Origin of the sequence: Megamonas funiformis (assembly GCF_010669225.1) — a bacterium.
Taxonomy (GTDB): domain Bacteria; phylum Bacillota; class Negativicutes; order Selenomonadales; family Selenomonadaceae; genus Megamonas; species Megamonas funiformis.
Genome location: NZ_CP048627.1, coordinates 2479893 through 2506243, shown reverse-complemented (window position 1 = coordinate 2506243; position 26351 = coordinate 2479893). Strand labels below are relative to the sequence as shown.

General features: G+C 31.6%; 26 protein-coding genes. 10 read left to right on the top strand and 16 right to left on the bottom strand.

What is annotated here, in order from left to right; translation table 11 throughout:
* Nucleotides 1–45: 45 nt before the first annotated feature.
* The 6 genes from dhaL to GXM21_RS12425 all read right to left on the bottom strand — a co-directional run bounded on the left by dhaL (nucleotide 46) and on the right by GXM21_RS12425 (nucleotide 4676).
* Nucleotides 46–675, bottom strand: a complete 630-nt coding sequence (dhaL, locus tag GXM21_RS12450) for a dihydroxyacetone kinase subunit DhaL (RefSeq protein WP_008539261.1) — start codon at nucleotides 673–675, stop codon at nucleotides 46–48.
* A 17-nt stretch (nucleotides 676–692) separates the two neighbouring features.
* The gene (locus tag GXM21_RS12445; protein WP_008539262.1) at nucleotides 693–1697 is read right to left on the bottom strand and encodes a dihydroxyacetone kinase subunit DhaK; all 1005 of its coding nucleotides are present in this window, start codon (nucleotides 1695–1697) and stop codon (nucleotides 693–695) included.
* Between the two features lie 23 nt (nucleotides 1698–1720).
* Entirely contained in the window at nucleotides 1721–2410 is a 690-nt protein-coding gene (locus GXM21_RS12440; protein ID WP_008539263.1) for a class II aldolase/adducin family protein, read from the bottom strand.
* 41 nt (nucleotides 2411–2451) lie between these two features.
* Nucleotides 2452–3801, bottom strand: a complete 1350-nt coding sequence (locus tag GXM21_RS12435) for a PTS galactitol transporter subunit IIC (RefSeq protein ID WP_008539264.1) — start codon at nucleotides 3799–3801, stop codon at nucleotides 2452–2454.
* A 115-nt stretch (nucleotides 3802–3916) separates the two neighbouring features.
* Nucleotides 3917–4198, bottom strand: coding sequence for a PTS sugar transporter subunit IIB (locus GXM21_RS12430; RefSeq protein ID WP_008539265.1), 282 nt, complete (start codon nucleotides 4196–4198; stop codon nucleotides 3917–3919).
* Nucleotides 4199–4214: 16 nt separating this feature from the next.
* Nucleotides 4215–4676 (bottom strand): PTS sugar transporter subunit IIA, encoded by a 462-nt coding sequence (locus GXM21_RS12425; protein WP_008539266.1) that lies wholly within the window; start codon nucleotides 4674–4676, stop codon nucleotides 4215–4217.
* Nucleotides 4677–4885: 209 nt separating this feature from the next.
* On the opposite strand from GXM21_RS12425, the gene GXM21_RS12420 reads away from it, so the two are divergent.
* A complete protein-coding gene (locus tag GXM21_RS12420) occupies nucleotides 4886–7669 on the top strand; it encodes a sigma-54-dependent transcriptional regulator (protein ID WP_008539267.1) in 2784 nt (927 codons plus the stop codon).
* Between the two features lie 52 nt (nucleotides 7670–7721).
* Here the strand turns inward: GXM21_RS12420 and GXM21_RS12415 are convergent, their stop codons facing one another.
* Together GXM21_RS12415 and GXM21_RS12410 are read right to left on the bottom strand one after the other, a co-directional pair.
* Complete coding sequence (locus GXM21_RS12415) at nucleotides 7722–8027, bottom strand: branched-chain amino acid transport AzlD family protein (protein WP_008539269.1); 306 nt, start codon at nucleotides 8025–8027, stop codon at nucleotides 7722–7724.
* Complete coding sequence (locus GXM21_RS12410) at nucleotides 8020–8787, bottom strand: AzlC family ABC transporter permease (RefSeq protein WP_008539270.1); 768 nt, start codon at nucleotides 8785–8787, stop codon at nucleotides 8020–8022. Before GXM21_RS12410 ends, GXM21_RS12415 begins: the two co-directional genes overlap by 8 nt.
* A 133-nt stretch (nucleotides 8788–8920) precedes the next feature.
* Here GXM21_RS12410 and GXM21_RS12405 point away from each other — a divergent pair, with 133 nt between their 5' ends.
* Nucleotides 8921–9799, top strand: coding sequence for a LysR family transcriptional regulator (locus GXM21_RS12405; protein WP_244263883.1), 879 nt, complete (start codon nucleotides 8921–8923; stop codon nucleotides 9797–9799).
* Nucleotides 9800–9829: 30 nt separating this feature from the next.
* On the opposite strand, the gene GXM21_RS12400 is transcribed toward GXM21_RS12405, so the two are convergent.
* From GXM21_RS12400 to GXM21_RS12390, 3 genes are read right to left on the bottom strand one after another with little or no spacing between them, the layout of a single operon-like run.
* A complete protein-coding gene (locus GXM21_RS12400) occupies nucleotides 9830–10483 on the bottom strand; it encodes an HAD-IA family hydrolase (RefSeq protein WP_008539272.1) in 654 nt (217 codons plus the stop codon).
* 16 nt (nucleotides 10484–10499) lie between these two features.
* On the bottom strand, nucleotides 10500–12872 hold the full coding sequence (locus GXM21_RS12395) for a homocysteine S-methyltransferase family protein (RefSeq protein ID WP_008539273.1): 2373 nt from the start codon (nucleotides 12870–12872) through the stop codon (nucleotides 10500–10502).
* A 59-nt stretch (nucleotides 12873–12931) separates the two neighbouring features.
* A complete protein-coding gene (locus GXM21_RS12390) occupies nucleotides 12932–13633 on the bottom strand; it encodes a vitamin B12 dependent-methionine synthase activation domain-containing protein (protein WP_008539274.1) in 702 nt (233 codons plus the stop codon).
* 188 nt (nucleotides 13634–13821) lie between these two features.
* On the opposite strand from GXM21_RS12390, the gene GXM21_RS12385 reads away from it, so the two are divergent.
* Nucleotides 13822–14655, top strand: coding sequence for a ParB/RepB/Spo0J family partition protein (locus tag GXM21_RS12385; RefSeq protein WP_008539275.1), 834 nt, complete (start codon nucleotides 13822–13824; stop codon nucleotides 14653–14655).
* 117 nt (nucleotides 14656–14772) lie between these two features.
* On the top strand, nucleotides 14773–15276 hold the full coding sequence (locus tag GXM21_RS12380) for a DUF4446 family protein (RefSeq protein ID WP_008539276.1): 504 nt from the start codon (nucleotides 14773–14775) through the stop codon (nucleotides 15274–15276).
* Nucleotides 15277–15376: 100 nt separating this feature from the next.
* Here the strand turns inward: GXM21_RS12380 and GXM21_RS12375 are convergent, their stop codons facing one another.
* A complete protein-coding gene (locus tag GXM21_RS12375) occupies nucleotides 15377–16486 on the bottom strand; it encodes a hypothetical protein (protein WP_008539277.1) in 1110 nt (369 codons plus the stop codon).
* 513 nt (nucleotides 16487–16999) lie between these two features.
* Here GXM21_RS12375 and trpE point away from each other — a divergent pair.
* Genes trpE through trpA form a run of 6 tightly spaced genes read left to right on the top strand, consistent with a single transcriptional unit; the run spans nucleotide 17000 to nucleotide 23448 of the window.
* On the top strand, nucleotides 17000–18505 hold the full coding sequence (gene trpE, locus GXM21_RS12370) for an anthranilate synthase component I (RefSeq protein WP_008539278.1): 1506 nt from the start codon (nucleotides 17000–17002) through the stop codon (nucleotides 18503–18505).
* Entirely contained in the window at nucleotides 18486–19070 is a 585-nt protein-coding gene (locus GXM21_RS12365; RefSeq protein WP_008539279.1) for an anthranilate synthase component II, read from the top strand. Before trpE ends, GXM21_RS12365 begins: the two co-directional genes overlap by 20 nt.
* On the top strand, nucleotides 19063–20076 hold the full coding sequence (trpD, locus tag GXM21_RS12360; protein WP_008539281.1) for an anthranilate phosphoribosyltransferase: 1014 nt from the start codon (nucleotides 19063–19065) through the stop codon (nucleotides 20074–20076). Before GXM21_RS12365 ends, trpD begins: the two co-directional genes overlap by 8 nt.
* On the top strand, nucleotides 20077–21474 hold the full coding sequence (trpCF, locus tag GXM21_RS12355; RefSeq protein WP_008539282.1) for a bifunctional indole-3-glycerol-phosphate synthase TrpC/phosphoribosylanthranilate isomerase TrpF: 1398 nt from the start codon (nucleotides 20077–20079) through the stop codon (nucleotides 21472–21474).
* 2 nt (nucleotides 21475–21476) lie between these two features.
* On the top strand, nucleotides 21477–22679 hold the full coding sequence (gene trpB / locus GXM21_RS12350; RefSeq protein WP_008539283.1) for a tryptophan synthase subunit beta: 1203 nt from the start codon (nucleotides 21477–21479) through the stop codon (nucleotides 22677–22679).
* Nucleotides 22672–23448 (top strand): tryptophan synthase subunit alpha, encoded by a 777-nt coding sequence (trpA, locus tag GXM21_RS12345; protein ID WP_008539284.1) that lies wholly within the window; start codon nucleotides 22672–22674, stop codon nucleotides 23446–23448. Before trpB ends, trpA begins: the two co-directional genes overlap by 8 nt.
* A gap of 56 nt (nucleotides 23449–23504) precedes the next feature.
* On the opposite strand, the gene GXM21_RS12340 is transcribed toward trpA, so the two are convergent.
* From GXM21_RS12340 to GXM21_RS12325, 4 genes are read right to left on the bottom strand one after another with little or no spacing between them, the layout of a single operon-like run.
* A complete protein-coding gene (locus tag GXM21_RS12340) occupies nucleotides 23505–24029 on the bottom strand; it encodes a 2-oxoacid:acceptor oxidoreductase family protein (RefSeq protein ID WP_008539285.1) in 525 nt (174 codons plus the stop codon).
* On the bottom strand, nucleotides 24026–24850 hold the full coding sequence (locus GXM21_RS12335; protein ID WP_008539286.1) for a 2-oxoacid:ferredoxin oxidoreductase subunit beta: 825 nt from the start codon (nucleotides 24848–24850) through the stop codon (nucleotides 24026–24028). The genes GXM21_RS12340 and GXM21_RS12335 overlap by 4 nt, the downstream gene beginning before the upstream one ends.
* Complete coding sequence (locus tag GXM21_RS12330; protein WP_008539287.1) at nucleotides 24850–25992, bottom strand: 2-oxoacid:acceptor oxidoreductase subunit alpha; 1143 nt, start codon at nucleotides 25990–25992, stop codon at nucleotides 24850–24852. Before GXM21_RS12330 ends, GXM21_RS12335 begins: the two co-directional genes overlap by 1 nt.
* Entirely contained in the window at nucleotides 25992–26189 is a 198-nt protein-coding gene (locus tag GXM21_RS12325; protein ID WP_008539288.1) for a 4Fe-4S binding protein, read from the bottom strand. Before GXM21_RS12325 ends, GXM21_RS12330 begins: the two co-directional genes overlap by 1 nt.
* Nucleotides 26190–26351: the final 162 nt, after the last annotated feature.

The following is a 26351-nucleotide window of genomic DNA, read 5'->3' as shown; positions in this document are numbered from 1 at the left end:
TAACTTATATAAGTTATTTCTAGACTTTTTTTAGAAGAAAAGGTTTTAAAATGATTTAGCAATACCACGGAAAATATACATAACAGCAGTAGCTCCAGGATCTTGCTTGCCTATAGATTGTTCATTATAATAAGCAGCTCTACCATGAACAGATTTTAAAGTTTTTGTTTTTTCTACACCTTCTATTGATGCTTGATATGCAGCTTGTTGAGCTTCAGCTAATGTTTTATTTTCAGATAATGATTGTTCTAAGGCATTAATTGCTGGAGCTAAAGCATCTAGCATAGTTTTATCACCGATTTTACTACCACCACGTTGCATAACACCATCAACAGCAGCTTTGCCCATTTCTACTAAATCTGTTAGATTTAATTCAGATTTGCCTTTGGCTTTTGGTGCAGATTTTACGAAACAAGTAGAAATTAATGTTCCCATAGTGGAAGGAACTACAGAATTCATTTTCATTCCTAATTTCATCATTAATTTCCCCATATCAGTTTCTTCTAGTATATCAATTTCTTGATAAATTGCTTCAAATCCTTTGCACATAGTAAGACCTAAATCTCCATCGCCCATAGCACCATCAAGAGCAATTAATTCATCTTTAGCATCTTGTATAGACTCCAAAATATTACCAAGAATTTCCTTTAATTTGAGTTTATTAATAGTTTCCATAAGAAAATCCTCCTTTATTAATGATTTTGTTCAAAAAATGGAGAATAGCAAGGAGCATCAATCATTTCTTTTAACTCATCATCTAATTTTAATAAAGATATAGACATTCCTGCCATTTCAAGAGAAGTAGCATATTCACCAATATATTTACGATGTATAGAAATATTTTTGTCAGATAAGATTTGATAAAGTTTACGATAAGCAAGATATAATTCTTCTTTTGGTGTACCACCTAGACCATTTACTAAAACAGCAACTTCACAACCATCTTCAAATGGTAGATCTTCAAGGATTTTTTCCATAATATTACTAACAACATCATCAATTTTCATTAATTTAGTACGATGAATACCTGGTTCCCCATGTATACCCATACCGATTTCCATTTCATCTTCAGCAATACTGAAAGTAGCTTTACCAGCTTCTGGAACAATACAAGGTGTAAGAGCAACGCCCATTGTTCTTGTATTATCAACAGTTTTTTGAGCTATACGAGCAACTTCGTCTAAGTTATACATTTTTTCGGCAGCTGCACCAGCACATTTATAGGCAAATACTAAACCTGCAACTCCACGACGTTTACTTTCACTACCCTTAGGTGCAGAAGCAATATCATCGGTTACTAATACTTCTTTTACAGGAATGTCTTCCATTTCATCTAAATCAGAAGCCATACCAAAATTCATAATATCGCCACCATAGCGACCATATAAATGTAATACACCAGCACCAGAATTAATAGCTTTATCAACTTCATGCATAGCTTCTGCGCTTGGAGAAGCAAATACATTACCAACAGTTACTCTGTCAGCAAGACCATAACCAACATATCCTAAAAATACTGGGAGATGACCAGAACCACCACCAGTAGCAATAGCTACTTTTCCTTCTTTTTTTTCGTCTGCACGAACTAAACAGTGCCAACTATTATTTACCATTTTTAAGGATTCTGGATGAGCTAAGACAATTCCTTCTATTGTTTCACGAGCAAAGTCTTCTGGTTTATTAATTAATTTTTTCATAATATATCCTCCTTATTATAGTTTTATTTTGAAGATGTTCTAGTTAATGAATCCAATAGTTTAATTTCTTTAGGATATTCCCATTTTTGAAGTTCACTATCTGATACATAAGGAGGTTCATTACCATTGTTAATAACAAGAGTATGATAATAAATTTCAGCTAATTCTTCTACATAACTAGCTTTTAAGAGAGCTTCTTTTAAATCTTTATCAATAGCGATTACACCATGTGCTTGCATTAAAGCAACATCTGATTTTTCTAAAGCTTTTACAGTGTTAATAGCTAGTTCTGGTGTTCCTGGTCTACCAAAATCAGCAACAGGAACAATTCCTTCTTTACAACCAAGACCTAAGATTTCATAAACAACGGCAGGTAAAGGTTTTTTTAGAACAGCAAAAGCAGTAGCATATTTTGAATGAGTATGAGCTACGGCATTGATATCAGGATGTTGTTTATATACTTCCAAATGCATTAAACTTTCACTAGTCGGTCTACGTTGAGCAGTTTCTGCTTCAATAACATTAGCATCTAGATCTATAACAACAACATCATGATAGGTCATTTCTTCTCTATCCATTCCAGTAGGAGTAATACATACATATCCTGTTTTAGGATCACGAACGCTAAAATTACCAGATCTATGTTTACATAAACCACTTCTATCAGCTTGAAGAGCATATTTTACAACTTGTTTTTTTAATTCTTCTAACATATTTATACAACCTTTCAAAATTAATATTTTAAGTAATTTATTTATTTAGCACTATCTTGAGCATTGCTTTTTTTCATGCTTAGGAAATACCAAGCAAATAAAATAGCAAAGATAATAATTCCAATAATACCAGTTAAATCGCCATTAAATGCATGTACGATAGACCATCTAAACTCAGGAGCTTCAACTTGCATCCAAGATATGAATTGACCTGCTTCGGCATGAAGTGTATTAGTATCAGCAGCCATCTTTGTAATTTGTGGTGCAAACTGAGTAGCAGCAATTAAATAAGATGGAGTAGCAATAATAGAAATTAAAAACATGCGAACAAGATTTTTTCTAGCAATAATCATAGCTGGTGGTGTTAAAACAACGTTGATAATAGAAGCTAGTGGAATTAATGTATTTAAACCTAATTGGCTTAAAACAACAGCAAGAATTAATTCAATAGGAACTAATACAATAGCAATAACCCAGACTTCAGAACAGCCAGCCATAAATGGCCAATCTAAACCAACATAAAAATCACGGCCTTTGAATTTACTTTTCATAAAGGCACCAGCAGCGTCAGCAATAGGGGCAAGTGCTTGCATGAAAAGTTTTGCTACCATTGGGAATAAAATCATTGCAGTTGCAACAGACATTGCTGTAATTAAAATTTCTTTAATAGCATAACCACCTAAAAATGCGATTAATCCACCAACAATGAATCCCATTACACTATTTTCACCAAATATACCAATACGTTTTTTTAATTCATTAGCATCAATGTTAACTTTATTGATACCAGGAATAAAATCTAGAATGCGATTAATTAAAAATAAAATAGGACCTTGTAAAAACATTGGATGAGTACAAGTAACACCAGGAATTTTAGTAGCTTCATAACATCTTTTTTGAATTAAATCACCACTAATTAATTCTAAGATTATTTGAATTGCGCCAGCAATAAAACCGAAGGCAATATTTCCAGTAATATAAGCAACTAAAGTAGCAGTTAATATTTTTCCCCAGACATTCCATAAATCGACATTTAAACAATTTGTTAATTTTAAAGCAAGCATAACTAAGTTAATACCAATTTGTAGAGGAAACATAAAAAGAGCAAATGGCCATGCCCAAGCAATAGCAGCTATTGGAGACCAACCAACATCAATAGCAGTTAGTTCTAATCCAGTACGTTCTACGAGCGCTTGAGCGGCAGGACTAATACTACTAAACATAAAGCCTAAAACAACATTCATACCAGTAAAAGCAATACCTAATGTAAGACCTGCCATAATAGCTTTTTTTAATTTCATCTTTACACATAAACCAAGTATAATCATTATTATAGGTAAAAATATAGCGGCTCCAAGGCCAAGAATATAATTTAATATATCATTAAACATACAGTTTTCCTCCTTTGATTGTAGTTTTGTAATGAATTATTTTTATGTTATAATAGTCGTGCAATATATATTTTTTTGGACTCTATGTGTTTTATATCATAGAGTCCGCTTTTTTTTATGCTTCAATTAATTCTTTTAATTTTTCAAATTCTTCGTCCATACCTACACCTGTTAAGAATGGAATACCTTTAATAGTTGGAACATCCCATTCATCAGCATTGTCAGAAACAATTGAAACATAAATGTCACACTGATCAATAATACTTTCTAAAGATTTAATATCTACAGCTTCAACAGAAACATCTAATCCTTCATCTTCACACATAGATTGAATTTTAGAAGCAACTGTTTGACTTGTTGCAACACCAGAACCGCAAGCTACAAAAATTCTTTTCATGATAATCAAACTCCTTTTAATTTAAAACTTTATTTAATTTGTCTATAATTTCTTTGGCTTGAGTAGAATTATATAGGTCAATAAGTTTATCTTCTTGAGAAAATATAGACATTAATTTACTTAATATTTCTAAATGTCCTTTAGGATCTGTAACTGCTAACATAAAAATTAATTTTGCTGGAACAGTATTAGAACTATTACCCATTTCATGAAAATCAATAGGATTTTCTAGAGTAGCTACTAAAATAGCAGGTTTTATTACATGTTCTGGATACGTATGAGGCATAGCAATATTAATACCAGGTGTTTTTAATCCAGTAGGAAATTGTTTTTCTCTTTCTAAAATAGCAGAAGTATAACTTTCTTTTACATAACCTTTTTTATATAAAATATGAGATAATTCTTCGATCAAATTTTTAAAGTTAGTAGTTTTATAATTTAAAAATATTAAATCTTCATGTAACATAGAAGTAGACATAACAAGCACCTCCTTAAAATATATTTTTGTAATATTTATAATGCAATTTCTGTGCCAACTTAATGTATATTAAAAATGTATATTAATAATATATAAAGATAAAAAAATATATACACAAATTATAATTTTTATGCTAGTGTATATATTATAAAATGAATAGTGTATATATTATCTTTTTTATAAAAATTCTAATAAATAAGGAGTATAAGATGAGTCAAGCAAATGATATTTTAGATTTTATAAAACGCAATTGTAAGGTTGAGGTTTTTATAAAGGGTTTAAAAGATGGTAAAAATTTAGGTATAACAGCATTAGAGATACAAAATGAATATGGTATTTTACGTAATAATGCTAGTAGTATATTAAATCTATTGTGTAAGAATGGTAAATTAGTAAAAATTAATAGTAGACCAGTTACATTTATAGATAAAGAAATATTAAATGAAATGAATAAAAAATATAATGTACCAATAAAAAATATATATACTTTTAATGAATTAAGGGAATATATATTAAATACATCTATAAATGATCCATTTGAAATGTTATTAGGATATAATAGTAGTTTACTATCACAAGTTAGACAGGCAAAAGCAGCAATTGTATATCCGCCTAAAGGATTACATACGCTATTATTAGGGGAAAGTGGAGTCGGGAAAACAACATTTGCTCAAGCTATGCATGCATATGGATTGTTGATGAATAATAAAGAAAATAAAGATTATCCTTTTGTAACCTTTAATTGTGCAGATTATTTTAATAATCCTCAGTTATTATTATCGCAGTTGTTCGGACATGTGAAAGGTGCATTTACTGGTGCTGATACAGATAAAATAGGATTAGTAGAAAAAGCTAATGGAGGAATTTTATTTTTAGATGAAGTACATAGATTACCACCAGATGGACAAGAAATGTTATTTTATCTTATGGACAAAGGTGAATATAATAGATTAGGAGATGGAAGTAAAAGAAAAAGTAATGTTTTAATAATAGCAGCAACTACAGAAGATCCATCTACTACATTATTAAATACATTTATTAGACGTGTTCCAGTAAATATAATTTTACCAAGATATAAAGATAAACCTATAGCGGAAAAAATAGAACTTATAGAACAATTTTTTCGTTTTGAAGCAATAAATTTACAACAAGAAATATTAATAGCACCAGAAGTTTTAAAAGCTTTAGCATTATTTGATTTCATTGGAGGTAATATTGGACAATTAAGGTCAGAAATAAAGCTTTTATGTGCAAATGCTTTTTTACAATATTTACAAAATAATCAACGAATATATGTTGGATATCAAATGTTAAATAAAGAAATTAGAGATGTATTATTGAATTATTTAAAGTTAGATAAATCAATTACAAGTTATTTAAATATGTTTTCTGAAGATATAGTTATTAGACCTAATAGTAAAAATATAGAATATGAAGAAACAAATGATATATATGAAATTATAACTAAGAAATTAGATAGTTTAAAACAAAAGGGAGTAGCTCTAGAAAATATAACAGATGTATTAAAAACTGATATTGATAATTATTTATGTAGTGTAAGTAAACATTTTAACAATACAAATTCTAATTTAAATAATCTTTATAAATTAGTATCTAAAGATATTGTATTAGCAACAATGCAGTTTATAGAATACGCAAGAGAAAAATTACAAGTTAATTTTTCTAATCATTTTTTATTTAGTTTATCATTACATATTCAAGAATTAATAAAGAGAGTAGAAGAGAATAATGTAAGTAGTAATCAACATTTATTTAAGATAAAAAAAGAACATCCAGAAGAATTTAGTGTAGCAAATGATTTAGTGAAAAAAATTAGTAATAAATTTGGAATAATTGTTCCAGAAAGTGAAAAAGGATTTTTAGCATTATTATTATTTCATAGTAGAGTGGAGATATCGGACAATAATAAAATAGGAATAATTATAATATGTCATGGAGATTCAACAGCTACAAGTATTGCTAATACCTGTAATATGTTGCTAAATACTAATATGATGAAAGCAATAGATATGCCATTATCCCAAAGTATTGATGAAACATATAAAAAATTAAAATCAATGGCATTAGCTATAAATAAGGGTAAAGGTATTATAATATTGGCAGATATGGGATCTTTATTAGATTTTGATAAGAAATTAACATCTGAAACAGGTATAAAAACTAAAGTAGTAAAAAATGTCTCAACACCAATAGCTTTAGAAATGTTAAGACATGTTTTATATGATATGGAAGATATAGATAATGTATATGAACAGGCAAAGTTTGTTGAGGATAATTGTAATAAAATTGTTGTTGCTAAAAAGAAAGAATTAGCTATTTTATCAGTTTGTGCAACAGGCAAAGGTAGTAGTATAATTGCTAAAAATATCTTAGAAGAATTAATTGATAAATATTATGCTGATAAGATAAAAATTATTCCTGTTGATTTAGAAAATGCAAAAGATGTATTTAAAAAAATGCAAGATAGGTATTATATTTTAGCAGTTGTTGGAACAATTGATCCTATTTTACCAATCCCATTTTTTCCAATAAATCAATTAATGCAATCTGAAATACAACAAGTATTCTTTCATTTATTAGATGGAAATATTAATGGTATATTTATGTTACCTGAAAATAAAGCAAATTATACTATTTTTGAAACAGCTAAAGATTTATTGGAAAAATATGTTAAATTTATAAATCCTAAATATGCTATAACTAAAATTAGGAAGTTTATAGAAAAAATAGAATATAATCCGAAAAATGAAGAATATGTACTAGACTTAATGATTCATATGGGATGTATGTTAGATAGATGTTTAAGTAAAATTGATATAAAATATAATAATTTAGATTTATACAAAGAAAAAGAAAAACTTTTATTTGATAAAATAATAATAGCTTTAAAAGATATAGAGCAAGATTATAATATAAAAATAAGTGATGATGAAGTAGCATATATTGTAAAAATTATAACTACAAAAAAATAAAAAAAGGCATCTTAATAATTTATTAAGATGCCTTTTTCATAGTAAAGATTTTTTATAAAAGTAAAAGTTCTACAACAAATACAGATAAACAACAAGATGAGGCTACTTGGAATAAATTAGCACCAAACCAAGAAAGTACAATACCAATGACAAGAGCAATAGCTCCAGAAAGTGGTGTCTGTGTTACCTGTATAATTGCAGGAAAAGTCATAACTGCTAATGTGATATAAGGAACATAGTAAAGAAAAGATTTTATCAGCGGATTTTTTATTTCTGTTTGAATTAAAGTCAGTGGCAAAACACGAATAGCAAAACTAGTTAAAGCCATGACTAAAATGTATATATATACCTCAGACATTCTCTTCACCATCCTTTGTTTTTACTGGATATAAGATACTAGCAATCAAAGATAATACTATAGTTAAAATAATGATACGTGTAGCACTTGATAATTCAGATATATAAGGAAGGTAAGTGGATAAGTAGCTAGCAATAAAGCTGATGATAACAAATACACCGATTACTTTATTTTTTCGTGCAGGTGGAATGATAACGGCTAAAAACATGCCGTATAATGCTACACTAAAAGCACTTATCAATTGAATTGGCAATAAATTACCTACAACAATTCCAAGAGCTGTACCACCAGCCCAACATGGCATAGTGATGAACATAGCACCAAAGTAATAGAAAGGATTTAGATAATTAGGTCTAGCGATAGAAATGGCAAATAATTCATCTGTGATATCAAAGCCGATTAAAATGCGTTGATACCATGGAATATCTGGCGATAATTTTTGACTTAAAGCGCAACTCATAATCAAATAACGAGAATTAGCGATTAAGATAACGAGAAATACTTCTATATATGTTGCCATTGTAGCAATAGAAGTAAAGCCAGCATATTCACCAGCGGAAGCATTTACAAGAAAGCTTGTTAAAAAGCCTTGAAATGCTGTCAGTCCTGCATTTTTAGCAGTGATTCCCAAAGAGAAGGAAACTGCTAAATAACCAAGAGCAATAGGAAAACCATCACGTATACCATCTTTAAAAGCTTGTTTTTTTACAGAGATATTGTCTACTGGATAAACATCGTCAGCAATATCTAATTCATTCATAGCGATTTCCTCCATTTTGTATTTTATTTTTAAATATGTATTTTGTATAAATATTATAGCAGTTATATTTACATTAGGAAAACGAATATTTATAATAACTACATAAGTAAAACTAATGGGAGAGCGAATGCATATGGTTTCGCGTTATGGGATTTTTTGTAAAGTCATAGAAAATGGAAATTTTACAAAGGTAGCAAAAGAAGTGGGCTATTCGCAAAGTGCGATTAGTCAAAGTATAAAGGCGTTAGAACAAGAATTAGGAACCATCTTGATAGATAGGAAAAAAGAAGGCATAACATTAACAGATGATGGTAAATCTTTTTATCCGTATATACAGGCAATTTTTCATGCTGAACTTTCATTGAAACAAAGGCAACAGGAAATGAAGGGTTTAGAGCATAGCGTTATACGTATTGGCACTTTTACTAGTGTAAGCAGAAATATTTTACCGCAATTGATGAAGAGTTTTAAATCATTATATCCTACAGTCAATTTTGTTTTAAAACAAGGTGAATACACAAGCATAAAAAAATGGATTTTGCATGGAGAAATTGATTTTGGTTTTGTAAATAGTGATGTAGTTTCAGGCATCAATATGGAATTTTTATATAGAGATGAAATGATGGCAGTATTGCCTAAACATCATAAATTAGCTAATTTACCGATTATATCTTTAGACCAATTAGCCAAAGAATCTTTTATTTTATTAGATGAAGGTCGCCATAGTGTGATTATGCATGCTTTTGCTGATTATAAATTAGAGCCACAGATTGAATATAAAGTTTATGATGATTATTCAATTTTAGCTATGGTAAAACAAGGTCTAGGGATATCTGCCATGTATAGTTTAGTTTTAAATGGATTTGAAGATGGCTTAGCTATTCGACCAATAAAAGAACACCCTGAACGCAATGTAGCTTTAGCATGGCAAAATTGGGATACAATGTCACTAGCTTCACGTAAATTTGTGGAATTTATAAAAGAAAATTTTGTATTTGTACAAGAAAAATAAAAAAATTGCAGAGCTTACGCTCTGCAATTTTTATTTGATAATACTCAATAATTCTAAAGGTTTATCAATAATAAAATCGGCATTAATATCTTTTAATTCCTCAAGACTGCCATATCCATACGTTACACCAACACATTTTAAATTAAATTTTTTCGCGCCAATGACATCGTATTTACGGTCACCTACCATTATACAGTCATTTAAATCTGTAATTTGCATTTGTTTTAAAACATAAGCTAATACATCATCTTTATTTATACGACTGCCATCAAGCAAACTACCGCCAGCAAAGGCAAAATATTTTAGTAAATCATGTTGACTTAAAATATTTTTTACAAACTTTTCAGGTTTCGAAGAAGCAATCAATAATTTTAAACCATTTTCAACTAAAGTCTTTAATAATTCAGGTATTTGCTCATATACTTCATTTTCTAAAATACCTTTATCTGTATAATATTCTCGAAAATATTTTACAGCCTCAAGACTTTGTTCATGACTAAAATTATAGCAATTGATAAATTGCTGATTTAATGGCGGACCTACAAAACTTTTTAAAACCGTCATATCTGTTTCGTTTATGCCATATTTTTTTAAAGCATATTGTACAGCATGAATAATACCAGGTCCAGAATTAATCAATGTACCATCTAAATCAAAAATAATATTATGATATTTATATTGCATAAATTTATCCTCAATTTTATTTATTAATAAGTTTTTTAGCGATTTCTACAGCTTCAACGCCATCAGGAGCATAAGCATCAGCACCGACATTATCAGCATATTCTTGAGTTACTACAGCGCCACCGATCATGACTTTTGTGGAGTACTCGCTTTTATTTAATTCAGCGATGACTTCATCTATCTGTGTAATAGTAGTTGTCATCAAGGAGCATAAACCGATCATATCGGCTTTATTATCTATAGCTGCTTTAATGATTTCTTCTTTATCAATATCTTTACCTAAATCGATAACTTTAAAACCGTTATTTTCTAAAAGCGCAGATACGATATTTTTACCTAAATCATGGATATCGCCTTTTACAGTGGCAATGACGATAGTACCTTTATTACTTACGCTATCAGCTGGAATACGTTCTTTGATTTTGATGAAAGCTTCACGCATTGCTTCAGCGGATAACATAACTTGTGGTAAAAAGATTTTTTTCGCACCGAAATCTTTGCCAACGACATTCATTGCTGCGCTTAAAGCTTTATCTGTAATTTCATTTGTTTTATGTCCTTCAGTTAAAGCTTGTTCTACCATTTGAGCAATGGATTCTTTTTCCCCACTGATTATAGCAGATTTTATATCTTCAATGATATCACCGCTAGATACTGCATTTTTAGCTTTAGCTACAGGGATATTTTGACCGGAATGATTAAGACTATAATCGCGACCATTAGGGTCTTTAGCTAAAAGAGCATTAGAAGCACTCAAGGCATTTTGCATAGAATCATCATAAGGGTTCATGATTGGAGCATCTAATCCCATTGCTAAACACATAGTGAAGAATGTGCTATTGATAAGTGGACGATTTGGAAGTCCAAAGGATATATTGCTAAGTCCCATAGTGGAAGGAGCACCAATATGTTCGCGATAAAGTTTTAAAGTGTTTAATACTTCATTACAAGCATTTTTATCGGCAGCTATAGTCATTACAAGCGCGTCAAGTAAAAAGTTGTTATCTTTTAAGCCCTGAGCTTTAGCTTCAGCGATTATTTTTTGAGCTAGTGCAAGACGTTCTTTAGCTGTTTTAGGGATACCTTCATCAGATAATGGCAAGCATAAGATTGCAGCACCATATCTTTTAGCTAATGGTATAAAATATTTTAATCTATCAGGTTCTGCACTTACAGAATTGATGAGTGCTCTACCAGGATATGCTTTTAACCCTGCTTCTAATGCTTTGACATCGCTTGTATCAATGGCAAGTGGTGTATTTACAAGTTGAGAAATTTCAGTGATAGCTTTGTGCATAGCTTTTGCTTGGTCAATTCCAGCAACACCCATATTTACATCAAGGATTTGAGCACCAGCTTGAGTTTGTTCAATAGCTTCACGTTTTACAGAGATAAATGAACCATTTTTTATTTCTTCGGCTAATTTTTTACGACCAGTAGGATTGATACGTTCGCCGATTAATCTTGTAGGTAAATCTTTGCCAATAAATACAGTTTTAGAACGGCTAGCAAGGGCAAGATTAGGATTTGGTGTTTTGCGGATAGGTTCGGAAACGTCAGCTAAAGCTTCTTTGATAGCTTTGATATGAGCAGGAGTTGTTCCACAGCAACCACCAATATAAGTTGCACCAGCTTCTACAAGTTTTGGTGCCCATTTAGCCATATCTTCTGGAGTGAGTGGGAAGATTGTTTGACCATTTTCTAAATGTGGCATACCTGCATTTGCTTGTACACTGATAGGGCAAGAACAATTATCGGCTAATTCTTTTATGATAGGAACTAATTGTTCAGGGCCTAAAGAGCAGTTGGCACCGATAATATCTGCGCCCATAGCTTCTAAGATAATGGCAGCTGATTGTGGGTCTGTGCCTGTTACAGTTCTGCCATCTTCACTGAAGGATAATTGACAGATTACAGGTAAATCGCAAGCATCTTTAGCAGCGAGAAGGGCAGCACGCATTTCTTGGATTTCAATACAAGTTTCGATGAGGATATAATCAACACCTGCGTCAGCTAAAATTTTAGCTTGTTCATAATAATTTTCATAAACTTCATCGAAAGTCAATTCGCCTAAAGGTTCAATAAAAGCACCAGTAGGGCCCATAGAACCAGCTACTTTTGCTTTGCCAGCAGTGGCGATTTTGGCATTTTTTACAGCAGCGATATTTATTGCTTCTACTTTATCGCCTAAGTTATATTCATTTAATTTGATGCGAGAAGCACCAAATGTATTTGTTTCAACAATATTAGAGCCTGCTTCTACATAAGCACGATGAACATTTTGGATAGCTTCAGGAGCTTCGATATTTAATAATTCAGGGCACATTCCTGGTTTTAATACAGATTTTTGTAACATAGTGCCAGTAGCACCATCAAATATATGTATCATAGAAGATACCTCCTAGAAATTTTTATTGAGCAAAAAAGATAAAATGTATTTGTTTATCATCATGAATTTTTATTTAATAATTCAGGGTCAAATGGTTTTATGCGGAAATTGCAATTAGGGTTTGGACAATATTTACAAGATTGTTTTTCAGGTTCGACATCTTGTGTTTTAGGTATAAGTCCAATGATTGCAGTAACGGATTTTCGCGGTGTAAGCATTAATGATGAAGTTAGGCTAATACCTATTTCATGAGCTTTAGCTAAGCGGAGCATTTCAGGTTGTGCTTGTATAGGCCAATCTCCATATCCTGGGCTAAATCGCCAACGACGAACTAATCCTTGCATATTGAATTTTTGGTCAATGGCTTGTTCAATACCATCAGCAACATGTTCAACAGCTGTAGTTGCAGCAGCGTCCATCAAAACAGCTAGCGTGTATTCTCCATCTTTGAAACGACGGGAGATTTCTTCTTCAACAGTTTCGCCGATTGTAACAGCGATGATGGCAACTTTTGTAGCTCGACAAAGATGTTTAGTTACTTTTTTCCCTTCTAATTTAAAGGGCTTATCTGCAAGTACAATGCCATTTTTAGCGTCATAGTCATATACTTCCCAAATTCCTTTAGGTTCAGAAATATATAAGACTTCACGACATGCTTCTAAAATAGTTTTTTTATTGAAATTAGGAGCTTTATTGAGTCCAGCATAACGTCTAGTTTCACTAGGGTCAATGGACATTAAAGCAGCATTATATTTAGGCATGGTAAAATCTCCCTTAATGTTTTGTGTTTATAATTATATCTAGAAAAGAATTTTATCATAAATTTTAGTATAATTATACTGTTATTAGTTAAATTAATTTTTTATGATTGATTATAGTTTTAAATTATAATGAATTTATAAAAGTAATAAGTTAAAATAATTATTATAATATTTTAAAGGAGAAATACATGGAATTTTTAAATATTGATGAAATTTTACCAAACCCATTTCAACCAAGAAAGGAGTTTGATATGGAGCAATTAGCTCAACTAGCAAAATCGATAAAAGAATATGGTATAATTGAGCCTCTAATTGTGCGTATAAATGATAATGATGAATTTGAATTGATTGCAGGAGAAAGACGTCTTCGTGCAGCTAAAATGGCAGGATTAGATAAAGTGCCAATTATCTTAAAAGATTATGATGATGATAAGGTAGCACAAATAGCTTTAATTGAAAATCTCCAACGCAGTAATTTAAATGTTATTGAAGAAGCAAATGCATATCAGTTGTTATTACATAAATTTAATTTAAAACAAGAAGAAGTAGCGCAAAAAGTAGGAAAAAGTCGTTCGCATATAGCAAATTTTGTACGCTTATTGAATTTAGCAAAAGAAGTACAGTGCTTATTACAAGATAATAAACTCAATATGGGGCAGGCAAAACCGCTTTTAGCGATAGAAGATGAAAAACTTCAAGTAAAATTAGCTAATTTGATAATTGAAAGAGAATTATCTGCTAGAAAAGCTGAAGCATTAGTCAAAAAAGTCTTAGCAGGTGATAATGTCATCGAGCAGATTGAACAAGTAAAAGAAGCGAAGATGTATTTAAATGATGTGCAAGAGCGATTAAAACAAATATTGGGAACAAATGTAAATATAAAGCAAGGTAAAAAGAAATCTCGTATAGAGATTGAATTTTATAATGATGATGATTTAGCTAGATTAGTTGAATTATTGATGGAAAAACAAGAAAGTCCTCAGATGAACAAATCGAGAATTATTAAGGATTTTAACATTTAGTAAATGCTGTTTTGATTTTACAAATAAAAACATGAATGCTATAATGTTGCACGTTAAAAAGAATAGTCTTTATTGAATAATCAATTCTTTTTTAACAGAATTTAGGAGGGAATATTTATGGATTTTTCAATGCTAAATCAGATATTTCAAGATAATTTATCAATTATTTTAACTGTAATCGTAGTCTTATTAGTTTTATTAATAATTTTATCAATAGTGATGCTTGTAAAATTAAGCAAAGCTAAAAAACGTTATAATTCATTGGTAAATGGTGCAACAGGTGAAAGTTTAGAGGATATTATAGCTGATAATATTGCTCAAATGAATGAACTTGTAGTAAAAAATAATAAAATTGATGCAGATTATGCAGAAATGAAATCTTTATTTACAAAATCCATTCAAAAAGTAGCAGTACATCGTTTCTGTGCTTTTGCTGATATGGGTGGCGATTTGAGTTATGCTGTAGCTTTGCTTGATAATCAAAATAATGGTGTGATATTCTCTTCTATTTTTGGACGTCAAGATTCTTGCACATATGTAAAACCTATAGAAAATGGTGTTTCTAAATATCCTTTGACTCAAGAAGAAAACAAAGTATTATTAGAAGCTATGTCTAAATAATTTTGACAAAGATAAAAACAAAAGGAGTACAAATTGTTGTACTCCTTTTTTATATGCAATTTTTCCAAAAAAAATTACTTCGCTTATGCGAAGTATAAAATTAATCAACTGTAGGCATAAATAAAGCAGGCATATTATTAATCGTATCAGTAACTTTCTGCTCTGTTTCCATAGCTTTTCGATGTAGTCGTTCAGCCTTAGCTAAATCTTTTGGTTTATTATCTTGAATACCGATAGCATAAGCTTTCCATGCTTGAATAGTATATGTCGTACTTTCCATGCGCAATTCATGTAAATGGCGAGCGCCTGTAGGTATTTGATAACTTTGTAGATAATTATACCAATCTTGATATGTTGGCACTATTTTATTATCAATAAAAGATTTTAACAATGCTCTTTGACTTGATGAAGGATTATTTTTGAAGTTTTCAGCTAAAACTATAAATTCGTTTTGTAATTGCTTGAATTGAGCATTATTTCTATCCAAATCAGCTTTAGTATTAGTCAAATACGTATTTATATCTTGGTGATAAAGATTAGATATCATAGTTAGATAATCTTGATAATTAGTAACTTCACTGACTTGCCAAATGCCTTCTTCATTTTTGACTAATTTCAATTTTAAATCAAAATTAGTATCTGTGTATTTATCTGCAACTAAAATCGTTGCCATAACTGAATTATCATCAATAGTTTCTATGGATTTTATTTCTTTGAAGCTTATATTGAATAATAAAGAGCGATTGATTAATTCTGTATAATCGATACCTAATTGACGACCTTTAAGCATAGAATCATAATTGAAACGTTGCCAATTTCCAGTTTGAATATATTTATCAATACTTTGAATTGTACCATCAATAATGATGGGTTCAATGAGGGCATAGAAGGTTTGATAAATACTATGTTCTTTTTCTGTATAGATTTTATCATTGATAAATATATCATTAGTCAAAATCTTATAATTTGGTGGTAATAAAGTTTTTAAATCTACGTATTTATGAATAGTGTCAATATCACGATGTTCAAAGGCTGTTTGCAATTCTTCTAAAGCATATTCAGGAGAATTAGTGCGCTGGTAATAGTAATAACCTCCTATAATCGATAAAATTAATAATACTAATAAAACTACAAAACAAGCAAATATATTTTGTATGCGACGTTGTCTTCTTCGTTTAGCAACGGTTCGTTGCCATTTATCATCATTCATGATTAATTTACTCCAGGGTGAAAATTTGTATAATTATTATACCATAAAACAATATCGGTGGTTATTGCTTTTATTTTATAGTGTAAAGTTTACAATTTAATATTGACAAAAAATAATTGATGTGCAATAATATGAGCAAATCAATTCAAAAATTTAATACTTGCCTTAATGAAACCTATGAGGTGGAGATAAAAATATGAAATGCACTTACAGAGAGTAGGGGAGCTGAGAGCCTATAGTACGCAGCATATTAAATGGACCACTGAGGGTGCAGTCAACAGATTAGAAATAATCTTAGTATTCTGCAACGCGACACAAGCGTTAACTGTGAGGGATATGTTAGTATCCTGCAAAGAGGAGCATTTGCTCAAACAAGGTGGTACCGCGAGTAGAGTATAATATATAATTTAGTGATTTAATTATATAGAAATATAGATACCCGTCCTTGATATTATTTTCAAGGACGGGTATTTTTATTTGCTTACAAATAGATTTATAAAGGAGGATTAGAATATGTACAAACTGACTCTGGCAGAATTAGAAGCAATAAAAACAGAATATAAAATAGTGCCAGTGAGTAAAGAGATATTTGCTGACCTTACAACACCGATTAAAGTGTTGAAAATCTTGAAAAATATCAGTGATAATGTGTATTTATTTGAAAGTGTGGAGAATACACATCATTGGGGCAGATATTCTTTCTTAGGTTTTAATCCTTCTTTAGAGATTAGTTGTAAAAATCATTTATTGAAGATAAAAAAAGCTAGCAATAATGAAATAGAAGAAATTAAGACAGATAATCCAAATACAGAGATTAGAGAGATTTTAAAAGCATATAAAAGCCCTAAATTTGAATATTTACCGTCGTTTACTGGCGGATTGGTTGGATATTTTGCTTATGAATATCTGCGTTATCAAGAAAGTAAATTGGACTTTGTAGATGAAACAGTAAACAAAGATGAAGTTTCTTTCAATGATGTAGATTTGATGTTATTTGATAAGGTAATAGCTTTTGACCATTATACGAAAAAGATAATTTTAATTGTGAATATAAAAACTGATAATTTAAAAGCTAATTATGCTAAAGCCATTGATGATTTAGAAAAATTAGCAAAACTTATTATCTATGGCAAAGAAAAAGAAATACCTTCAGGGAAACTATTATCTGATTTTAAACGAGAGTTTACTAAAGATGAATATATAGATGTAGTGAAAAAGACACAGCGTTATATCAAAGAAGGCGATATTTTTCAGGCTGTCATTTCTAATCGCATAGAAGCTGATTTTTCAGGAAGTTTATTAAATGCTTATCGTATATTAAGAACGATAAACCCTTCCCCATATATGTTTTATCTAAGTTCTAAGCAAATAGAGCTGACAGGGGCTTCACCAGAAACATTGATAAAATTAGAGGATAAAGAATTAAAGACTTTTCCGATAGCTGGCACGATGCCAAGAGGTAAAGATGAACGAGAAGATGATTTATTAAAAACAAGATTATTAAGTGATGAAAAAGAATTGGCAGAACATAATATGCTAGTGGATTTGGGCAGAAATGATATCGGTAAAATCAGTAAATTCAATTCAGTAACAGTAGAAAATATGCATAAAGTAGAGTTTTTCTCTCATGTGATGCATATAACAACTACTGTAAAAGGAAAAATCAAAGATGATTGTGATGCTTTAGATGCTATCGTAGCTACTTTGCCAGCAGGAACATTATCTGGTGCGCCAAAAATACGAGCTATGGAAATCATTCATGAATTAGAGAAAAGCCCAAGAGGTATTTATGGTGGTGCTGTGGGATATATCGATTTTGCAGGTAATATGGATATGTGCATAGGTATAAGAATGGCAGTAGCAAAACAAGGTAAAGTATTTGTTCGTTCAGGTGGCGGAATAGTCAAAGATAGCATACCTGAAAATGAATACCAAGAAACGATAAATAAAGCCCAATCAATGATAGAGGCAATCACAAAAGCACAGGAGGTGGAAACATATGATTTTGTTAGTAGATAATTATGATAGCTTTGTGTATAACTTATATCAATTAATCGGTTCAATAAATACAGAGATAAAAGTCATTCGCAATGATGAAATAAATATAGAGCAGATAAAAAAACGAAATCCAAGTCATATTGTGCTATCTCCAGGGCCAGGAAAACCTAGTGAAGCTGGAATTTGCAGTGAAATTGTGAAAGCTTTTCAAGGTGAGATACCGATTTTAGGGATTTGTTTAGGTCATCAAGTCATAGCTGAAGTTTTTGAAAGTATTGTAAGTTATGCTAAAGAAGTAGTTCATGGCAAAGCTTTTAAATTAAAGATAATGGAAAATTCACCTTTATTTGAGGGTATAGATAAAGAATTTATGGGAGCAAGATACCATTCTTTAGCGATTAAAAGAGAAACTTTAGGCGAAGATTTAAAGATAATAGCAACTACTGATGATGGTGAAATTATGGCAATAGAGCATAGAAGATATCCTATTTATGGATTGCAATTTCATCCTGAATCAATTTTAAGTGATAATGGCAAGAAATTAATTCGAAATTTTCTGGATATAAGAGGTAATCAAAATGATTAGACAAGCAATATATCAATTGAGTAATAAGCAAGATTTAACAACAGAGCAAGCTATAGTTTCTATGCAAGAAATTATGAGTGGAACAGCAAGCAATATTCAAATTGCTAGTTTTTTGACTGCTTTGCGATTAAAGGGCGAAACGATAGACGAAATAACAGCTTTTGCTCAAGTCATGAGAGAAAAAGCTCAAAGCATAGATTATAAAGATGATTTATTTGAAATAGTCGGCACAGGTGGAGACGAAGCAAATACATTTAATATCTCAACTACAGCAGGATTTGTAATTTCAGCTAGCGGTATAAAAGTAGCTAAACATGGCAATCGCAGTGTATCTAGTAAATGTGGTGCAGCTGATTGTTTAGAAGCTTTAGGCACTAAATTAGAATTAGATGCTAAGCAGAATGAAAAGATGCTAGATGAAATAGGCATGTGTTTTATGTTCGCTCCGAAGTATCATAGTTCTATGAAATATGCTAGTCCTGTTAGACGTGAACTAGGAATTAGAACAGTATTCAATATCTTAGGGCCACTTGCTAATCCTGCAAATGCTAATCGACAATTGATGGGCGTTTATCAAGAAGAATTAGTAGAGCCATTAGCGAAAGTATTATCTAATCTCGGTGTAAAAAGAGGTGCTGTTGTCTATGGTTATGATGGTTTAGATGAGATAACAGCTTGTAATAAAACTTTAGTATGTGAAATCAAAGATAAAAAATTAAAGACATATACTTTAGACCCTAGAGATTATGGCATGGAATATGCAAATTCAGCTGAATTAGTTGGCGGAGATAAAAATGAAAATGCTCAAATCACAAGGGATATTTTAGCAGGAACTTTGGGGGCAAAACGCAATGCAGTATTATTAAATGCTGGTATGAGTATTTATTTAGCAAAAGATGGATTATCTATACAAGATGGCATCAATATAGCCAAAGATACGATAGATACAGGCAAAGCTAAATATCAGATGGAACGATTTATCAAATATTCAAATGAGGTATGTTAAATGATTTTAGATGAAATTGTAGAGAAACGAAAAATCAATATAGCTAAACAAAAACAGATAAAATCATTAGCTATGCTAAAACAAGAAGCAGAAGCTTTGCCTCAAAATAGAGATTTTCCTTTGGAAAAAGCATTGATGAAGCAAGATATAAATTTTATCTGTGAAGTGAAAAAAGCATCACCATCAAAAGGAATTATAGCTCAGGATTTTCCTTATTTAACTATCGCTAAAGAATATGAATTAGCAGGAGCAAGTGCTATTTCTGTACTCACAGAGCCAGATTATTTTTTAGGTGAAGATAAATATTTACAAGAAATAGCTCAAAATGTCAGTATTCCTGTATTATGTAAGGATTTTATCATTGATGAATATCAGATTTATAAAGCGAAAATTTTAGGAGCTTCAGCGATTTTATTGATTTGTGCGATTTTAGATGATGAAACACTTAGAAGATTTTTTACCTTAGCTGAAAAATTAGGGCTATCCTGTTTAGTGGAAGCTCATGATGAAAATGAGATAAAAAGAGCCTTGAAAGTACAAGCGAGAATTATCGGTGTGAATAATCGTAATTTAAAAGATTTCACTGTAGATGTAGAAAATAGTTTAAAATTAAGGTCTTTAGTGCCTGAAAATGTGATTTTTGTTTCTGAAAGTGGCATAAAAACTAAAGAAGATATAGAAAAATTAAGAGTTCATCAAGTGCAAGCCGTGCTTATCGGTGAAACTTTTATGAGGGCTAAAGATAAAGTCTTAGCACTTAAGGAATTATATGGAAAGAAAATAAGCCCTAAAGTAAAATTTTGTGGCATGAAAACTAGAGAAGATATAGCTATCATAAATAGATATACTCCAGATTATGTGGGTTTTATATTTGCTGAAAGTAAACGACAAGTAAGTATGCAAACAGCGAGTGATTTAGCTAAAATTTTAGATGAAAAAATTAAAAAAGTCGGTGTCTTTGTCAATGCTTCATTAGCACAAATTGAAGAGATAGCTCAGAAAGTTTCTTTAGATATCATTCAATTACATGGTGATGAGGATAATGAATTTATCAAAGCATTGAAAAATAAACTCGATTTGCCGATTTGGCAAGCGATAAAAGTAAAAGATATTGTTGATATAGAAAGAGCGAAACAAAGTATTGCCGATATGATTTTGTTTGATGCTTATGTAAAAGATAGTGCTGGTGGCACAGGAAAGAGTTTTAATTGGGATTTGCTTAAGGATTTTACAGGTGAATTTATCTTGGCTGGTGGTATAAATAAGCAAAATATCATTAGAGCGATAAGAACAACAAAACCATATATAGTAGATATCAGTAGTGGCATAGAAAAAGATAATCATAAAGATGAAAATGAAGTTAAGACGATAAGTGAACTTTTGCGAAAGGTAGGATAAATATGAACGTGAATAAGATAAATAAAAAAGGTCGTTTTGGTAAATATGGCGGACAATATATGCCAGAGACTTTAATGAATGCAGTAAATCAATTAGAAGAAGCGTATTTAAAATATAAAGATGATCCTGATTTTGTCAGAGAATTAGAGGATTTACAGCGAAAATATACAGGTAGACCATCACTTTTATATTTTGCGGAAAAGATGACAAATGATTTAGGTGGAGCAAAGATTTATTTGAAACGAGAAGACTTAAATCATACAGGTTCTCATAAAATCAATAATGTTTTGGGGCAGATTTTATTGGCAAAACGCATGGGAAAAACTCGTGTAATTGCAGAAACAGGTGCAGGTCAACATGGCGTAGCTACAGCAACAGTGGCAGCACTTATGAATATGGAATGTGAAATCTTCATGGGCGAAGAAGATACGAAACGACAAGCATTAAATGTTTATCGCATGGAATTATTAGGAGCAAAAGTACATAGTGTTACTAAAGGAACAAGAACACTAAAAGATGCAGTAAATGAAGCTTTACGCGAATGGACTTCAAGAATTGATGATACACATTATGTTTTAGGTTCTGTTATGGGACCACATCCATTTCCAACTATTGTGCGTGATTTTCAGTCTATCATCAGCAGAGAAGCTCGTGAACAGATATTAGACATGGAAAATAGATTGCCAGATGTAGTCATGGCTTGCGTTGGTGGCGGTAGCAATGCTATGGGCATGTTTTATAATTTTATTCCTGATAAACAAGTGAGATTGATTGGTTGTGAAGCAGCTGGAAAAGGTCTTGATACAGAAGAACATGCAGCTACTATTTCTAAAGGCACAGAAGGTATTTTCCATGGTATGAAATCCTATTTTTGTCAGGATAAATATGGTCAGATTGCTCCTGTATATTCTATTTCAGCAGGCTTAGATTATCCAGGTATTGGGCCAGAACATGCTTATTTACACGATAGTGGTAGAGCTGAATATGTAGCGATTACAGATGATGAAGCAGTTGATGCGTTTGAATATTTATCAAGAACAGAAGGAATTATCCCAGCGATTGAAAGTGCTCATGCTATAGCACAAGTGATGAAAATTGCACCGAAAATGAAAAAAGATGAAATCATCATTGTTTGCTTATCTGGTAGAGGAGATAAAGATGTAGCAGCTATGGCGAGATATAGAGGAGTGAAAATCAATGATTAAGATAGAAGAAGCATTTAAAAATAAGAAAGCATTTATTCCCTTTGTATTGGCAGGTTATCCGAATTTAGAAACTACAGAAAAATTTATTCTAAAAATGGCAGAAGCTGGAGCTGATTTGATAGAAATAGGGATACCTTTTTCTGACCCAGTGGCAGAAGGAACAGTTATTCAAGCGGCTAGTAAAGTAGCTTTAAGTGGCAATATGACGACAAATGATATTTTTGATATGGCTGAAAATTTAAAGGGAAAAGTGAATATACCACTTGTATTTATGACTTATATAAATCCTATATTCGTTTATGGTAAAGATAAGTTTTTTGCTAGATGTAAACAATGCAATATCAGTGGCGTTATTGTGGCTGATTTACCTTTTGAAGAAAAAGATGAAATCTTAGCCCAAGCTAATGAAAATGATGTAGAAGTAATATCTTTGATAGCACCTACTTCAGAAAATCGCATAGGTATGATAGCTAATGAAGCACAGGGTTTTATCTATTGCGTATCTTCTTTAGGTGTAACAGGTGTTAGAAAAGAAATAAAAACAGATATACAAAGTATTGTAAATACTATTCGTAAATATACAGATAAACCAGTTGCTGTAGGTTTTGGTATCTCAACACCACAGCAAGCATATGATATAGCTAAAATTGCTGATGGTGTCATTGTAGGCAGTGCCGTTATTCGTATTATTGATAAATATGGCAAAGAGGCTACACCATATTTAGTTGATTATGTAAAATCCATGAAAGAAGCTATTTCAAAAGCATAATTAAAAATAATTTGTATAATAATAAAAACTCCCTTTAATTAAAGGGAGTTTTTATTTTAAACAGCATTGTAACCGAGTTCTAATGCCTGCATATTTTTATCAACTGTATGTGGTGGTACGCGATGTGCCACAGATTGTTTTACTGTTTCAAGCGAAACAATGCCAGAGAGTTTAACCATGATGCCAAGTGCAACTATATTGGCAAATAACAATTTGCCGAGTTTTTCAGAAGCCATTTTAGTGATTGGCACTTTAATGATATGTGGAAAATCTGGTGCATTTGGTACAAGGTCTTCATCAACGATTAATAAGCCATTGTCTTTGTCTAAATCGCCATAATATTTGTCAGCTGCTTGTTGTGTCATAGCAAGTACGATATCTGGATTTATAACTTTAGGATGATAAATCGGATTATCGGAAATAATTACTTCCGCTTTAGAAGCACCACCACGTGCTTCTGGACCATAAGATTGAGATTGAACAGCTTGTTTGCCTTCACTTACAGCAGCTTCAGCAAAGATAATTGCTGCTGTGATAACGCCCTGACCGCCTGAACCGGATAAACGGAGTTGTTTCATCATTTTTCAACACCTCCAGCTATTTCAATAACTTTATCATAGGCATGGTCATAATCAATAGATTGATGTTGATGTAATAGACCAATTGGGAATTTGCCTACTTTTTTATCATCAGCTAATTTATCAAAAGCTGGCTTCATAACTGCATTATCACGCATCCACATCATCATTTGTGCAGGATCTGCCATTTTATTTTTACGACCGAAAGCTGTTGGACATTGTACTATAGCTTCAATTAAGGAGAAGCCTTTATTTTCAATACCGCCAGCTATCATATTGATCAAATGTGGTACATGATAAGCTGTGCTTCTTGCCACATATGTAGCACCTGCTGCTGCTGCCAAATTGCATGGGTCAAATGGATTATCAACGCAACCATATGGAGCAGTTGTCGCTTTTTTATCAAGCGGAGTAGTAGGTGATGCCTGACCACCTGTCATACCGTAAATATTGTTGTTGAATAATACGACAGTTAAATCTACATTACGTCTTGCACCGTGAATAAAGTGATTGCCACCGATAGCCATGCAATCGCCATCACCTGTGATTACAATTACATTAAGCTCTGGTCTAGCAAGTTTTATACCTGTTGCAAATGGAATAGCTCTACCATGAGCTGTATGAAGTGTATCAAAATCCATATAACCAGATGCACGTGAAGAGCAACCAATACCGGATACGATTACTGTTTTATCTGGATCGAGATTTTTCTTGACGATAGCTTCTACAATTGCTTTCATTACAATACCATTACCGCAACCAGGGCACCATAAATGCGGAAGGCGGTTTTGACGGAAATGTTGTTCATAAACTCTAGGTTTCATTAATTATTGCCTCCTTCGCACATTTTAATAATAGCTGTTTCAATTTCAGCTGGAGTGAAAATCTGTGTATCATATTTGCCTAAGAATTCTACTTTGCATTTGCCTTCACTTGCACGTTGCACTTCATGTACAAGTTGTCCATAGTTAAGTTCTGGGACTAAAATAGCATCAACTTTGTCTGCTAAATCTGCAATAACTTTATCGGCAAATGGCCAAATTGTGATAAGGCGTACCATGCCGACTTTATAACCTTTTTTGCGAGCTTCGAGCATAGCTTCATACGCTGTACGAGCTGTACCACCATAGCTTACAATTGCATATTGTGCATCTTCCATATTGTATGCTTCATAATGACAAATTTCATCACGAGCAATATCTATTTTTTTATGCAATCTATCAATGACTTCTTTAGTAACCATTGGGCTACCTGATGGGAAGCCTGTTTCATCATGAATAAGACCAGTTACATGAATGTGATATCCTTTACCAAAGTCAGCAATATTTGGCACTAAGTCAGTGTCAGGAGTATAGGCTTTATATTCTGGTGATGGTGTCATCTTTGGTTGACGACGAGGATAAATTTCTATATCGTCTTTCTCAGGAACATCTATGTTTTCACGTAAATGACCTACAATTTCATCCATCAATAAAATAACTGGTGTACGGAAGCGTTCTGCATAATTTACCGCCATAACAGTAACGTCAAAAGTTTCACGCACACTCCATGGAGAAAGCGCAATGATAGAATGATCGCCATGTGTTCCCCAACGAGCTTGCATGATATCGCCTTGTGCAGGAGATGTTGGTTGGCCAGTTGAGGGACCTACACGCTGTACATTGGCAATAACTACTGGAATTTCAGCAGCACAAGCATAACCGATTAATTCCTGTTTTAAAGAAAAGCCAGGACCAGAAGTGGCTGTCAGTACTTTATCACCAGCAAGAGAAGCGCCTAAAACAGCACCCATACTAGCGATTTCATCTTCCATTTGAACGAATTTACCGCCCATTTTAGGCAATAATTTAGCCATTGTTTCAGCGATTTCTGTAGATGGTGTAATTGGATAACCTGCAAAAAAGCGCACACCAGCAGCTAAAGCACCATAACTGCACGCTTCATTGCCTTGCATTAATTTAATCATTAATTTTCCTCCTTATCTACAAAAATAGCATAATCTGGGCAACGTAATTCACATTGTCCACAACCTATACAAGCATCAGCATTGACAATCTGACAGTGATTTAATACATCTAATTGCAAAACTTTTTTGGGACAAAAAGCTACACAAATACCGCAGCCTTTGCAACGTTGTGTTTTCAAGTAAATAATATTTTTCAAAGCTACACTCCCAAACTCTCAAATATATACATAATTTTGACATAAATATTAATAGCAATAAATTCATTATTTGATACATTCAATATCAATTATGAAATCTATTATATAACAAAAAGTGTAAATGTGTAAATGTATACAATATATATTTTAAAACAAATTATA